General features: G+C 31.4%; 7 protein-coding genes and 1 pseudogene. 5 read left to right on the top strand and 3 right to left on the bottom strand.

Translation table 11 applies throughout. The features are described from left to right. Positions 1-143: 143 nt before the first annotated feature. The gene (locus MNO09_RS00460; protein ID WP_098720480.1) at positions 144-608 is read right to left on the bottom strand and encodes a hypothetical protein; all 465 of its coding nucleotides are present in this window, start codon (positions 606-608) and stop codon (positions 144-146) included. A 701-nt stretch (positions 609-1,309) separates the two neighbouring features. Here MNO09_RS00460 and MNO09_RS00455 point away from each other — a divergent pair. Next, positions 1,310-1,936, top strand: coding sequence for a hypothetical protein (locus MNO09_RS00455; protein ID WP_241949966.1), 627 nt, complete (start codon positions 1,310-1,312; stop codon positions 1,934-1,936). Positions 1,937-2,173: 237 nt separating this feature from the next. Here the strand turns inward: MNO09_RS00455 and MNO09_RS00450 are convergent, their stop codons facing one another. After that, complete coding sequence (locus MNO09_RS00450; RefSeq protein ID WP_241949965.1) at positions 2,174-9,772, bottom strand: non-ribosomal peptide synthetase; 7,599 nt, start codon at positions 9,770-9,772, stop codon at positions 2,174-2,176. 366 nt (positions 9,773-10,138) lie between these two features. Here MNO09_RS00450 and MNO09_RS00445 point away from each other — a divergent pair, with 366 nt between their 5' ends. From MNO09_RS00445 to MNO09_RS00430, 4 genes are all read left to right on the top strand, one after another. Then, positions 10,139-11,065: an aldo/keto reductase gene (locus MNO09_RS00445; protein WP_241949964.1), complete on the top strand. Its 927-nt coding sequence runs from the start codon at positions 10,139-10,141 to the stop codon at positions 11,063-11,065. A 485-nt stretch (positions 11,066-11,550) separates the two neighbouring features. Next, entirely contained in the window at positions 11,551-13,203 is a 1,653-nt protein-coding gene (locus MNO09_RS00440) for a pyridoxal phosphate-dependent decarboxylase family protein (RefSeq protein ID WP_241949963.1), read from the top strand. Positions 13,204-13,307: 104 nt separating this feature from the next. Further along, on the top strand, positions 13,308-13,952 hold the full coding sequence (locus MNO09_RS00435; protein WP_241949962.1) for a GNAT family N-acetyltransferase: 645 nt from the start codon (positions 13,308-13,310) through the stop codon (positions 13,950-13,952). 701 nt (positions 13,953-14,653) lie between these two features. Continuing rightward, complete coding sequence (locus tag MNO09_RS00430; RefSeq protein WP_241949961.1) at positions 14,654-14,920, top strand: hypothetical protein; 267 nt, start codon at positions 14,654-14,656, stop codon at positions 14,918-14,920. Positions 14,921-15,030: 110 nt separating this feature from the next. On the opposite strand, the pseudogene MNO09_RS00425 reads toward MNO09_RS00430, so the two are convergent. Continuing rightward, positions 15,031-16,375, bottom strand: a pseudogene (locus MNO09_RS00425) (IS3 family transposase). Positions 16,376-16,448: the final 73 nt, after the last annotated feature.

The raw sequence follows: 16,448 nt of genomic DNA, 5'->3' as shown, positions 1-16,448 counted from the left end.
GCCGAACTAACAAAGGTAATTAGGAGTAAATTTATTTATAATAGAATTATCAGTACGAACATTCGAATAAGCTTCTACTTTGTGTATATATCTCATGAAAAACAAAAAAACACCCAATTGGATGGCCTCTAAACTTACTAGTTTTAATATTTTTCTGCTACTAAAATATAATCAAAGTTATTATCTTCATTCCCCCTTACCGATGAACTTACTTCAATATAATAGTCTTCCCATTCTTCTGCTTCAAAGACGATTTTTTCCATATCATTAGAAAGGTTCAACGATTTTTTTATTATTTTACCTTTCGAATTTCGTACAAATAGATCAAAATCATTATCATCATGCATTCCCTGCAAAGTAACTTCAACTTTCATGGTATCACTTGGGGAAAATCTAAAGATATCTATACCGTCTTTATCGTCTAAATTTAAATTGCCATAAACCACACAATCATACCCCAAATCTAGTCTATTGGCTGTTTCAAGAGTATTATTTGGCTCCGTATCTCTAAATTCTTTCTGTTTTCTAACAGCGTCCACAAAATTTGTACTACTAAATACAAGTGTTACGGTTCCTAATAATATAATCCCTAATTGTTTTAAATTCATTTTCCTCATCCCCTCTTTATTTTTTGTGTTTATTATAAAAATATATACCTATATTTTACTATTTTGTAAATAATTTTACTATTGAGAAAAATCTGTTTATCCTTCTTTATTTATTTTACAATCATTTTATAGACGTTTTCTAAGAGTCGAAGTTTTCGAGTCGGTATGTTTAAATTTGTTTCCCCAGCTTTTAGAGGTCAAAAAAACAGGTGGATTCAGCGGATTAATTTGTAATAAAAAATAGTAATAGACAATCATGATGGCCTATTTCGTCTTTTTTAGATGTATTAAATGGCTTGTATTTGGCTCTTAATCCTTCGATTTCCTTACCCTTCTCCTTAATATCCTCTCGAAAGGATAATCTAACCTTGTATAATTTTTTCACGGTTATTATTTTCCACTGTTTAATTAGGAAATTCATATGTTGACCATTTACGCCTAGGATTTTTCTTTCCACATTTCGCACGACGGTTCCTTTTTTCTCTACGGTAACAATTTCATACATACATATCTTTCTTTCTATTTGAATGATAAATTATAAAATCAAGATTTATTATTATGCAGAATTACATTCCAATTGTAGTTAATAATTATTTTCATTGTAACTATAATGATTACATGTTAGGTGATATACGAAAGTTATTTACGAATTAAACCTAACTGCGCATTTAACTACAACCGAAATGGAGATGTTATAAGGTATGAAAAAAATCATTTTAGCTGGTGCAATAGGAATTGCAGCTCTTGCAGGCACAAATCTACCAGGATTAGAAGTAACAAAAGCAAGTGCAGCTTCTATCGAGTCAAATTTATCAACAATTGAAGGGCGTGTAGTTGAGGTTACTGATAATGTTATCTCTGTTGAATCAACAAAGTATTCAGAGCCTATCAGTATTTATTTAAACTCTACACCAAATGTAAAAGTTGGTGATCAAATAAAAGCTACTGGTGCAATGATGCGTAATTTTACGGACTATATGATTGCAGAGTCAATTGAAAAGGTTCAAGGTACTGATACATTACACCAGGGAAGTTATTTAAAACATGTTTTTGCATACGAATATGAAATAGGACATGTTACAAAAGTAGATAAGTTTAAATCTGGAATAGAAGAATATAATTATGTAATTGTTCAATATACTGGAAATGACGGAAGTAAACGTAATGTTACAGTTTATTTGACACATGGGCAGAAATTTAATGTAGGTGAAAAGGTTAAAGTTCATATGGCGAACGCTGAAAGAAGTAATGAGTGGTCGATAACAGATGAGATTGAAAAAGTTAATGATTCTCAAGCATTAACTGATGATCGATGGATTTGGTCTTAATAAAATTGTATTTTTTCTCTTATTGAAAAGAATTATTTGTCTTGGTTAATTTCTTCTGTTAGTAATATGAAGAATTGAAATATTATCCAACCAACTAAATGTATAAACCGTTTAATCGAAAAGAACTTGTAGATAAAACTACAAGTTCTTTTTACTTTTCCAAATAATAAGAGAAAGTAAACAAATATTCAAAACTTCATATTTATAAACCAATCTGTTTAAAATCGATGGTATATTCTATAGCAATATTGGTTCTTTAATGGCTGGGAAAAACTCGATACTCATAGCGTAATGTAATAGCAAATTGATATATTCTTGATTTGGTTCTAAACAATGTACATTCTTCAGATATCCTTGCGTATACGAACAAGATGGTATAGCTACCGATAGTTCTTCTACAGATTCTAATAAAGGCATTATGAGCTCTAAAGCTTTCTGTTCATCAGTAGTTAAATTCGTATTAAAAAACTTCTCTATATACTTTTCTTGTTTCATTAACATAATATCGTATCCAAAATCTTGTAAACTATTTATAAGTTGGTCCCATTTAAGCTGAGTTGGATTACAAATATGCATGGTTTTATTTAATGTATTGGCCTTATAGGATAATTCAGTAATAGCTAAACTTCCATAGTCTACAGGCGTTAAATCTACATACGTATTAATTTCAGGTGCTATGTTAGATAGGCATATCCCTTTTAATAATCTATAAAATGCATTTTCATTTATATTATATTGAAATTTACCCGTTTTTGAATTACCTACTAAATTCCCCACACGATATATCGTGGCACAAACTCCTTTTTGCATTGCTTCTCTGACCATTTTCTCGCCTTGAAACTTACTTTCTAAGTACACATTATCTAAATTTTGACCTCTATCAAAATTAGACTCAAGGAATTCAAATTCTTTTGGATCGCTTTCAGCCTGTCCAGCCACACTTAAAGTCGATATATAATGAAAACGTGCATTTGTATTCTTAGCTAATTCCAATAAATATTTTGTAGACTGAACATTTACCTTTTGAAAATGCTCACGTTCTCCATAGTGTCTAACTTCTCCACCACAATGTATGATTGACTCTACCTTATTATTTAAATGGTCCAATTGCTTTGAATCTAGACCTAGATTTATCAAAGATAAATCTCCTTCAATTAATTCTACTCTCTCCTCCAACTTTTGGAGAATTTCTTTACCGAAATAAAACATCATTCTTTCTTTTAACTTTGAACCAATTACTTGATCCTCATTATTTCTTACTAGACAGTAAATAGTCGTAGATGGCAACTGTAATAAGCGTTCTAAAATGTGTGCTCCTAAATATCCTGTAGCCCCTGTAAGGAAAACTGCTTTTGGATAATTCACCCTATCTATCTCACATTCTTTTATTTTATTTCTTTTACAAGCAGGAGGCGTTATCGTTTCATTTTCCATACATGCTACATTCATATTTTTCTCTTTCTTTAACGACATCTTTTCCATTTCTTCAATATGAGAGGCTAAATTTTCTATTGTTCTATACTTAAAGAAGTCTTGAATTTTCAAGTTAGGATATAACGGTTTTAATTTAACTAATGCCGGCATAACTTTTAAAGAATGTCCACCCAAATTAAAGAAATCTTCTTTTAAACCTATAGATTTTATGTTTAGAACTTCAGACCATACCTTTGCAATGTTTTTTTGCACTTTAGTTTGAGGCTTAAGTATACACTCATCCTTTTGCTCATGGTCAAGCTCTATTGCAGGCAGTTTTTCAAAATCAATTTTCCCATTCGCCGTTATTGGTATTTCTAACACGTGAGAGTAATATTTAGGGATCATATATTCTGGCAATACATTTGATAAATGTACAGCTAACTTATTTTTTTCTATCCCTATAGCGTCCACTGTTTTATAATAAGCTTGCAATAGCATTCCATCTTTCGTTTGTGTTACCACAGCCTGATTTATCCCCTCAAATTGTAATATTGCATCTTCTATCTCCCCTAGTTCAATTCTGTGCCCTCTAATTTTAACTTGCTTATCTTTTCTTCCCATAAATTCTATATTTCCATTTGGTAACCACTTTGCTAAATCACCTGTTCGGTATAACCTTTTACTGTTATCTTCTGAATATGGATTTGCAATAAATGCCTGTTTTGTTTTCTCTTCCTGCTTCCAATACCCTTTGGCTAATCCTAAGCTCTCAATATATAATTCACCCATGCAACCTACCGGACAATGTTGCATATATGAATTCAATATATGAACCTTTGTGTTAGAAATTGGAATACCAATCGGTATGCTACCTAAAATGTTATTTTCGCATTCTAATTCTGGTATGAAATAGTACATCGCTGAAACAGTTGCTTCAGTAGGACCATACTCATTTACCAGTTGCACTTGGTTTTTAAAAGTATTTTGCCAACTCCTAATAGCATTTGTTGATGCAGCTTCCCCTCCCATTATCATAAATCTTAAAGAACGTATCTTCTCGCTATCCGGTTTAGTTAATGAGGTCGATAATTCATTAAAAAATACTGTTGGTAAATCAGAAATAGTTGCTTGTATTTCTTGGACTGCTTGGGCATATTCGACAGTTGAATAGCGCTGTTCATCACTTAATACATACAGCTCCGCTCCATTTAACAAAGTAGAAAAAATTTCCGATACAGAAGAATCAAAACTATGAGAATAAAACTGTGTTACTTTATCATTTGGTGAAATCTGAAATACTTCATTTCTCCATTCAACTAAATTTAATACTCCTTTATGCGTTAATAATGTACCTTTTGGTTTGCCTGTTGATCCTGAAGTATAAATCACATATGCCAAATCATCTGGCTTATTAAAAATTTTCACATCATCATTTATAGTCGTACGATATATATCCTCTATTATTGAAACCATATAATTGCTTACATTCAAATGACTTTTGTATTTGTTACTCGTTATAATTCTACATGCCTCGCTATCACTAACTATATAATTTATTCTATCCTCAGGGTATTTTACATCGATTGGTATATAGGCAGCACCGGCTTTTAATATTCCAAGCATAGAAACGATACTATTCATACTTCTATCTAAAAATATGGCTACCTTATCACCTCTTTTTATACCTTTTCCGATTAAATGTTGAGCTACTTGATTAGAGCTCATATTTAATTGTCTATATGTTAAAGATTCCGTTTCAGTCGCTATAGCAATCCGATTTGATTGTCTTTCTACTTGCTTATAGAATTGCTCCTGTATATTTTGAAAATAAGGATATGTTCTTTCTGTCTGATTTACCTTTTTATATAGAGATTCTTCTTCCTGTGATAGGAATGAAAGATTTTCATATGCTACTGTTCGTTGATGAATAAATGCGTCCATTATATTAAGTAAATTTTGAGTAAATCTATTAATTGACTTTTCCTTGAAAAGGGTAAGATCATACTCAAATGAAATCCCTAGATAATCCAACCCTTCTTCAACAGCTAAAGAAATGTCAAACTTACTAACATCTTGTTTATTAGGTAACAATTGAAGCTTGTACGCATCATGTTGTTGCAGAATATCTTTCTGATAACTAAACATAGTAGAAAAGATCGGGTTATTTCCAAAGCTTCTATCCGGATTTATTTGCTCAATTACTTTATCAAATGGGTATGATTGGTTTTGGAAAGAATTCAAACATTTTTCTCTCACTACTTGTAATAGCTGTTTTAAATTTTTTACATCATTTAATTGTGTTCTAATCGCTAAAGTATTTACAAAAAATCCTTGTATTTGTTCAAATTCTTGATAATTCCTTCCAACAACCGGTGTACCTACAATAATGTCTTTTTGATCCGTTAGATAATGTAAAAATTGAATATATGCTGCCAAAAATAGCATATACATCGAAACATTCTCTTGTTCACATACTTGTTTAAAAGACTCTTTCATTTTATTATCTAACTTCATTTCAAATACTGTACCTCTATTTGTACTTTGATAATTCTTACTAAAATCTAAAGGAAGATTTAGTATAGGAAGAGGTGCTGCAAGTTCGGCCATCCAATAAGATTTTTCTGTATCCCACCGACCTAATTTTAACTGCTCCTGTTCCCACTCAACATAATCTACATATCGATTAGAAATAGTTGGCAACTCAGGATTTCTTCGTTTAGCAAAGGCGCTATATACCTTCATTAATTCATCTAATAAATTCCTTACACTCCACTCATCAGTAATAATGTGATGTAAATTGATATATAAATAGGATTTTTTCTTATCAAGATTAAAAATTCTAATCCGGAAAAGCGGTCCATTTTCCAAATCAAATGGTGTATGATCCGTTTGCTTTATTGTTCTACGTATATATTCTTGTTGTTCCTTTTTAGCCATGTGTTCAATCTCATGGTGTATCAGGTCAATCGCTATTGATTTTAATATGACTTGTCTAGGCTCCCCATTTTTTTCAATAAACACTGTGCGGAGCATCTCGTGTCGTTCAACTAAAAACCTTATGGCGTCCTGTAAAATATCTTTTTTCAAACTCGGCTCAATATATATGTGTAGTGGTGTATCGTATACTCTATTAATAGCGTTTGATTTATTTAAAAACCAGATTCTTTTTTGAGCACTTGATAACTGATAACTTTCCTTATCTGCAACTTTTAATATTTGCATCTTCTGTTCTTCCCTATCATGACTTACTTCCATTAATTTATCGATGTAAGCAGATAGACTAGCAATTGTTGTATGCTCAAAAATATCTCTAATTTCTATTTTCAAATGAAACTCTTTTTGAATTTGATTTAATACTTGCACAGCAATTAATGAATGTCCCCCAAGTTTAAAAAAGTCGTCATCTCTACTGATTCTATATTTCCCTAAATTTAAAATCTCTGACCATGTTTTTGCCAACCTTTTTTCTGTGCCACTTATTGGTGGTATATATTGATTTTGCATATTTTCAAGTAAAGATGGGATTTGTAATTCTAATTTTTTTCTATCAACCTTACCACTTGGTGATAATGGAAATGTTTTAAGATGAAATATATAATTTGGCATCATAAAATCTGGTAATCTTTCACTTAAGAATGTTTTTAAGTTCCCTTGTTTTATCTCTGTATTGTCTTTTAATACATAAAAGCTAGCAATTTTGTCATTTTGATAAGTTACTACTACTGCATCTTTTACCTCTGGGTGTCTAAATAATGCTCTTTCTATTTCATCAAGCTCAATTCGATACCCACGTAGTTTTACTTGATTATCTTTCCTTCCGATAAATTCTAAGTTTCCATTTGGTAAAAGACGTACTAAGTCCCCAGTATGATATATTTTTTTATTTAGATTATATGATTTTTCGAAATAAATAAATGCCTCTTCTGTTTTTTTCTTTTGATTTATATATCCTTTAGCAACTCCATCACCACCAATGAATAATTCACCTACTACTCCTGACGGACATAACGTGTTGAACGGACTGACCACGAAAACTTTACTATTAGCAATTGGTTTACCTATTGGGATATTAGAAGTTTCTTCTTTTATCTCATGATTTACTTCATAAATGGTTGTACATACAGTAGCTTCGGTAGGACCATATGCGTTAAGAATTGGAATCTTTAACCCTACTTTACTTTGCCATTTACGAACTGATTCAGTAGGTATGGTTTCCCCTCCTACAAATACACATTTTAAGGAATTTAATTTAAGCAACATTTCTTTTGGCATATCAACTATTAATTTAAAAAATGCAGTTGGTAAAAGAACAAATGTAATACCATTCTTGTTAATTACATTTATAAATTCTTCTGCAGAACGTTTTTCCATTTCAGAAATTACATGCATTCTTCCTCCGCATAACAAAATCGGAAACATTTCCAAAATGGAGGCATCAAAAATCATCGTTGCAAATTGTAAAAATACATCATTTTTGTCTAAATGAAATTGATTCATTAATGAATATGATAAATTAATTACTCCTCTATGTGGTACAACTACACCTTTTGGTAAACCTGTTGAACCTGACGTGTAGATAATATAGGCTGCATCTTCTATGGTATGTGTAGACGCGATATTTTCTATAAAATCAGTGTAATGAAAATCCTCTAGATAAATTGTATGAATCGCAAAACTTTCAATTAATCCCCTGAATTCTTTCTTTGTAATAATCATTTGACTTTCACTATCTTTTAATATAAATTCTATTCTTTTTTCAGGAAACTTTGGATCAATTGGTACATAAACTCCACCTGATTTTAGTATACCTAGAATGCATACAATTGTATCGATCTCTCTCACCATAGTAATACTTACACGCTGTCCCTTTTTTATATCATTTTCACGTAAATAATTCGCAATTTGATTTGACCTTTGCTGCAAGTCATAATAGGTAATCGATTTATCCCCAATTGAAATCGCTATTTGATTTGGCGATTTTAATGCTTGTAGATCAATTAATTGATCTACTGTTTTTGAATTAGGATATGCAAGAGTATTTGAGTTTATATCTTTGTATAAACGATGATCCTTTTTTAAAAGTAAATCCAATGAATGGATAGGTTCGTTCACATTCTTCATTAGTTTTTGTAACAAATATATATATCTTTCAACTAAATCATTCATACTATCTGGTTTATATAATGCTGAATTATAGTCAATCTCAATTTTATTCTCTGTTTCCCCTTCATATCTCATTATTCTCCAGGTCATGTTAAAAGGATTTACTCTTTTACAATCTGTTAAAACTGTGGACTCAATATCGGGAATTTTCAATTGAGGTATCCTTACCGTATTAAATGCTGTTGAATAAATCATATTATGATGTGTATTATTATTTAGATTTAAGTCTCTTACTATATGTGAATATGGATTATGTTTATACTTAATAGCCAAATGAACAGATTCATTCACCTTGTTAAGTATTCCCTTAAATGTATCACCTTTTTCTATTGTTATACGTATAGGTAATGTATTAACAAAATAACCAAAAGCATTCCCTTCTTCCGTTTGTGGTCTAGTATTAATTGGAATACCTACAATAATTTCTTCAGCATTTGTCATTTGATGAAGCAAGGCACAATAAGTACTTAACATAACCCGATAGACACTTATGTTATTTCTTTTAGCAAAACATTGTATTTGATAAAATAGATCGGCATCAATATTCTTACTTATATTTTTGTTCGTATATATCGGTTCATTCATTTTATTAATAGTAGCAGGAAACTCTGTAGGAGGTAATTCACCTTGTAAATAATCTTTCCAATAGGATGATCCTTCTCTATATATTGCACTGTCAATAAAACCTTCCTCAAATTCTACAAGGCTCTTATAAGGAGATTCTAATACTAAACCCGTATTTTCTTGAAGTAATTCACAATACGTATGAGACAATTGTTGGATAAAAATTCCTAAACTACATCCATCATAAATAATGTGATGAAAAATCATATGTAAAATAAATTCATCTTCACACAATTTAATGATGTGGAATTTAAACAAAGGCCCTTCTTCTAAATTAAATTTCTCATTCACTATAGAGTCTAAGAATTTTTTTAAAATAAATTTTTGTTCTGTGTTTTTAAAAGCAGTTAAATCCTTAATTGGTATATCAAAATCTATACTCTTTTGAATGAATTGTTTAATTTTTTCGTCCCTCTTAATAAATAGTGTACGTAGCGCCGGGTGAGATTGCACCACTAAAGTAAGCGTTTTCTTAATATTATCTATTTGAAGATTTCCTTTTAGCTTTATTATGGTAGCTTCATTGTTCATTCCATTTTCTAATTCCATTTGATGAGCTATCCATAATGCTTCTTGCCCTACTGTTGCATCCAATTCTTCTACAATTTCATATTGCTTTTGTATTTCCTTCATATGAATTTCTCCTTTTATAAATATTTCAAAGCGGATAATATTTACAATTACAACTATATGTACACATTCTGCGATTTGTAAATGTATATTTCCCGACTAAATTCAACATTTATTTCGCTTATTGCATAGTTATTAAAATGATGAATAAAATTCATATTTATACCGTGAAATTTCATACTTTTATTCAATTTAAGCATAAAAAACCATTTTACTAATAATTACAATTACTTTTTATAAAGTAATCTCATATAGATTTATTAAAATATACACTCTAATTTACACCCCGAAACCAAATTCAAGAATATTCCAACTGGTCACTATGTATATTTCTAATAATATACACTGAAAAGGAGGAGTCCGTATAAAATGGAATATAGATTATTAGGTAAAACGGGATTAATAGTTTCAGAGATAGGATTCGGCTCTTGGGCAATTGGTGGAGATGAATGGGGAGCAGTAAAAGATAATGAATCCATTGATGCAATCAATAAAGCAATTGACCTAGGGGTTAATTTTATTGACACTGCTGACGTTTATGGATTAGGTCATAGTGAAAAGTTAGTTGCAAAAGCTATAAATAAACGTAGGCAGGATATCATTCTTTCTACAAAAGGTGGATTAATTGGTCATCATTATGACGCCAATCAACCAGCCGTTTATGGAGATCCTCAAAAGATCATTGATGCGTTTGATGCTAGTTTACTGCGGCTTAAAACGGATTATATAGATGTGTACTTTTGTCATATTTGGTGGGATAAACATGAAGAAACAGAAGCCTTTCTACAAGCTTTCCAAACCTTAAAAAAATCTGGTAAAGTGAGAGCAGTTGGCGTTTCTACTAATGATTTAGATTATATTAAACATTTTAATCAGAATGATGATTTAGATGTTGTACAATTCGATTATAGTATTTTAAATAAAGAACCTGAAAAAAACATCCTTCCTTATATTGAAAAACATAATTTAGGTGCTGTGATAAGAGGCCCACTTAAGATGGGAATTTTAACTGGGAAATTTAATCATGAAACTCAATTTCCAGACGATGATTTAAGAAAAGATTGGCCCCAAGAAAAGTGGTTTAGAGATTGCTTAAACAAAGTAGAGAAATTAGGTTCACTTGTACGATCAAATCGAAGTCTAGCGCAAATTGCCTTACGTTATGTTTTAAGCCACCCAGCCGTTTCAGTTGCGATTCCTGGCGCAAAAAATTCTACCCAGGTTGAAGAAAATTCTTCACACTTAACTCGTCCATTATTATTAAATAATGAAATTGAATTCATTAAGAAATTTTAATCGAATAATTATTCTTCTATAAAAATTATGCTGATTTTACTACCAAATCCATACTACTATTTCTTCTCCACTAGAACATATCTTTAACACTTCCACCTTATTTTTTTATCTTTTCCCAACAATATCTACAGTTTATAAGGTAGTTGTGCCCTTATATTCAACTACCTTATAATAGTTCTACATTATATTAAAATATCTACTACGCTAGTTGAATACATATTAGGACAACATATAAATTAAATAAACAATTAATTCAGATATTTTTTTAGAAACTCCATTATCTCACAATTACTTTTTTTAAAATAAATCAAAAAAATTTTCTTTACTTTAAATTCCATAGTTCATATAATCTTCTATGGAATTACATTTTTTTCTAAATAGCTCCTCATTTCTAAGTATTCAAAAGGGCAATTACAAATTATTATACCCTTATGTTTAACCAAGTAAAATAAAAATCCAGTTTTTTTACAAGGAGAAGTGACTGCATGCAAGATATTTTAAATCTATTTCCGAGCGTTGATGGAAATGAAGAAAAACAACAACTTTTATTAGAATCTATGCAGAAAATAATTAAAAATCTTGATCAATTAAAAAATGAAGAGCGAGCTACTTTAGGTAAATGTGAGGAAAAATCAGAAGGATACTACAATGGCTTAATTCACCAAAGTCATATTCCACTAGCTGGAATCACCATGTCTGAGGTTATAGAAGAGCTAAACCAATTTATGAATGGACATCCTTATCCAAATAAATATTACTTGTCTAACGCTGTACCACTACCAAGTATACCTTCACTATTAGGTGTACTAACCATGGCACTTTTAAATGGTAATGGCGTTTGGGATGTCTATGGTCCAGGGGCAGCTGAAGCAGAGGTAAAAGTTGTATCCATGCTTTCAAAACTGATTGGTTATAATCCACATAATAGCGGTGGTTATACAACATGGGGTGGACAAGGTTGTGTATTTTCGAGCTTACGTTTAGCAATTTCCAAACAATTCCCATTAACAAAAGAACATGGTGCTCCACAAAATGTTTATTGCTTTGCTTCTGAAAATGCACATTATAGTTTATTAAAGTCAGCTGAAGCAACTGGCATAGGGTCGAATCACTTAATAAAAGTGAAAACTGATCCCTATACAAATTCTATGGATATAGATGATTTAGAGGCTAAAATGATACAAGTTATTAAAAATGGCGGTATCCCCCTTTATATTCTAGCTACTATGGGGTCAACAGATACATTTACCATTGATGATATAAAAAAAATTAAAGAGAGCGCTGAAGCAATACAAAAAAAATATAAATTAAAACCAATTTATATCCATGCGGATTCTGCAATGGGCGGATTCTATAGTTTCTTTAATAATTATAGTTTTGAAGAAAATTCACTCTCATTTGAGCCTAATGTAAAAAATGCCTTACAATACGTACAAGATAAAATGCAATATATGTCCCTTGCGGACAGTGTATGTTTTGATTTTCATAAATTAGGACAAACACCTTATGCTTCAAGTATTTTAATCGTAAAAAATCATACTGATTTACAACTGATGGACATTGAACAAGATGATACACCTTATCTTGGTAATAGATCCTATGGGAGTTATCATACAGGCTATACCTTAGAATGTTCACGAGCTGGTAGTGCTATTCCGATGTATATCAATCTATTAGCCTTTGGAATTGAAGGATATCAAAAATTATTAGCAAATTATGTTCGTGTAAATCTATTATTTAGAGAGAAGTTGCGTGAGGCTCTACCTCAAGTCGCAATCACAAATGATTTTACATATGGACCAATTACAACCTTCCGTTTCTATATGAATGGAGATGGCCAAGAAAATTGGGAAAAAGAAAGAATGGGTCTTGCAACAAAAGAAGAGATTGAGGTTACAAACCGATTAAATATAGAACTATTTAATTATCTAGGAAAAAATCGCGATCAAGTATTTTTTGGTGATACAACTCGTTCTTGTGTAGTAGATGTATTAAACAGTAACGATAGAAATCCAATTTCCACATTAAAATTCTTTTCTATCTCTCCATATACAACTGTTGAATGTTTAGATGATATCGTATCATTTCTTTATGAGCATATTTCGATTGATACTAAACAGATTTATTCATATGTTTAATAACCACATTTGTTAGCGCTTTAATAGTTAAATTTAACTAAATTAAATAAAAATCTTTATTCTTATAATTACTATTAACTATATCAGGAAAAGAGGAAAAACATATGAATATAGAGCTACTAGATACACACCACGTGAAAGATGCAGCACATTTACTTGCACATTCTTTTGTGAATAACGAACCTCTTGTAAGCAGTTTACAAATTCCCTTTGCTCCTTTTCACACAATGTGCGAAGAAATGATAAAGAAAGCTGTACCTCAAGCTATGTCATTTGTAGCAATAGATAATTTTGAAATTGTTGGAGTTCTTTTAACAAAAAAAGTAACCCAGCCACTAATAGATACAGAGAAAGCGATTGAACTATGCCCGCAAATGGAACCTATTTTTCAACTTTTAGATACATTAGAGACAGAATCTATTGAGTTTTCTCATTTGGATAAAGAAAAATTGGTCTATCTAGACATGGGCGCTTGTCATCCAGATTGGATGGGAAGTGGGATAGTCACCAGCCTTCTTTCACATGCCATTCAAGAAATAAGTAAAAAAGATTTTGATTTTATTGCTGCTTGTACAAATAAAATCTCTCAAAACATTCTTAAAAAACTGTTTACGACCTTGGAAATGAATGAAATAGTGTATAGTAATTTTCCTTATAAGGAAACATACCCATTTGCTAACACGACAACTTCTTTAGCAGCTCAATTACTATATATACCTCAATCCCAATTCGTCATTAAGGCCATATAAATTTGTGTAGAAGTCTAGCTGTACTTTTGTACGGCTTCTTTTTTATATAGAGTAAATTAGCAATAGATATTCTTTCATAAGTGACACCTTTTACACTTTAACTTCATCGAATTCAATAGCCACTTTCTCAGCATGCCTTATTTCTCTCCTTAGCCTACCTCAAGATCCCCTTCTATTTATTTCAACATGTTTCATCGTGTTTTAATTTGTTATGCTCCATTATTTCATCTATACAAGTAACTTAAATACTTTTCACTATTTTAATGTCTAATCTTTTACTTTTTAAGTAACGAGTGATACATAGATTCCCACTTTTAAACACTTTAAGACATATTACTTGATAACCACTTAATATTCCCTATAATACTGAGGGTTACAATTCTCTTTCATTTTGTTTATCTATTCGTATTACATACCCTATAGCTATCTAATCTTCCTTAAAGAATCCAATGTACAATTCATGATAAAAAGAAACAACCATTTCATATTTAGCATTTAAGAAAAAAGAGTGAGAATTACTGGATTCCCCTTTCTTTTGAGCCTTTTTAAAAGCTCTTTAAAGTCTGATTCTATTACATTCCTGCTAGGTAACATGTCTACTAAACATTAACAATTTGTATAGCTATATAAAGACTCTACTAATTCATTAAAGGAATCTCCTTCCCCCTATCGAATTATTGTAGAGGAAAGGAGAGGAATACATGGAAATTCTAGGATTAGATCCTCGCGCATTAGCGACCTTAGGTGCACTTGAATACACCAATCGTCGCAATAAATTAATCGAAGGCTCGGAGAATAACATATACGAGTGTAAAGAAATAAAAGAAATACTTCAATCACTTCCTAAAGAGAAGCAGATTGAGGTTCTTGAGAATCAAGCTCACTTTGAAGCTGTGGCAAAGATGATTGAACAAAACAATTTAATTCTTTTAGAACAGATGAAAGCTCTACAGCTAATTCAGAAATAACAAACTTATGATTGATTAATTCTACATATGCTTCCATAAATAATGTATCTTTATTTATACCATCAGCCTCTGTTTTGAAGTGACCCCCGAAAGTTAGACAAGTCGTTTCATTAGGCAGCCTCTAGGGTATAGGCCCGGTATTGTACCGGGCTCATACCCTAGAGGCTGCCTTAATTCTTTTATGATTATAGTAGTCTATATACTTTGCTAATTCTTGTTTGAAATGTGTTATACTTTCAAATTCTTTTCGATACAGAAATTCTGATTTCATGATACCAAAGAAATTTTCAATAACAGCATTATCATAACAGTTTCCTTTGCGAGACATACTTTGAGTTATGCCACACTTCTTAAGGGAATGACGGTATTGTTTCATTTGATAGTGCCAACCTTGATCAGAGTGAATGAGGAGTTTATCTGGATCGGCTACACAATCAAGAGCTTGGTCTAACATTGTTGAAACAAGGGAATAGGTCGGTCTTGCCCCAATTGTATACGTGATAATTTCACCATTAAATAAATCTAACATTGGTGATAGGTATAATTTCTCCCCAAATAACTTAAACTCCGTAATATCTGTAACCCACTTCTCATTTGGTTTTTCTGATTGGAAGTTGCGATTTAAAATATTCGGCGCAACTTTCCCAACTGTTCCTTTGTAAGAGCGATATTTTTTCATACGAACCAGACATTTTAACCCTAATTCTTTCATAAGACGATACACTTTTTTATGATTTACTTTATGCCCGCGATTCATAAGTTCATCGCGAATACGACGATAGCCATAACACCCATCGTGTTCATTATAAATAGCTTGAATCAGTTTTTTTACCTCCGCATTTGGATCAGGACAATTAAACTGTTTTATCCAATAATAGTACGTACTACGCGGAATATTGGCGAGTTGAAGTAACTCCTTGACAGGAAATTCATGCCTTAACTCGTAAATTACTTGCGCTTTGTCTTGCTTGGTGATTTTTCCTTGTTTTGAACTAAGGCATTCAACTTTTTTAAATATGCATTTTCCATACGTAAACGCTCATTTTCTGCTTGTAAGGCTTCGATTGATCCTTCAACTACTGGTTTTATTTTTTTATCTTTCATGGTTGGACGCCCCTTTTTCTTTGGTTGTAGGGCATCCACTCCTCTTGTTTCATAAGCTATTTTCCATTTCCGAAGTGTTTCATAAGACCGAATATTGAAAAGTGCTGCTGTTTCTCTGATAGATGTCCCGTGTTCGTTCATATAATAAAGTACATCTAGTTTATACTGGGCTGGGTAGAATGTATAGCACTTTTCAAAGGCCCTTTCACCTGAAGATTCATATCGTCTAATCCACTCACGAAGTACAACAGGAGTAACTCCTATAGATTTAGCAATTGTTTTTCCACTTTCTGTACCATCTACATATCGTTTCACCGCTTGGATTTTTTCTTTTGAAGAAAATTTAGCCATAAAAAAATGCACCTCCAATTGTTAGACTGTGTCTAACAATTGGGGTGCACTTCATTTTTTGAAGAGCAGCTAC

It is taken from the genome of Bacillus sp. N5-665, assembly GCF_022637375.2.
Classification (GTDB): domain Bacteria; phylum Bacillota; class Bacilli; order Bacillales; family Bacillaceae_G; genus Bacillus_A; species Bacillus_A wiedmannii.
This window is presented reverse-complemented; position numbering and strand designations above follow the sequence as displayed.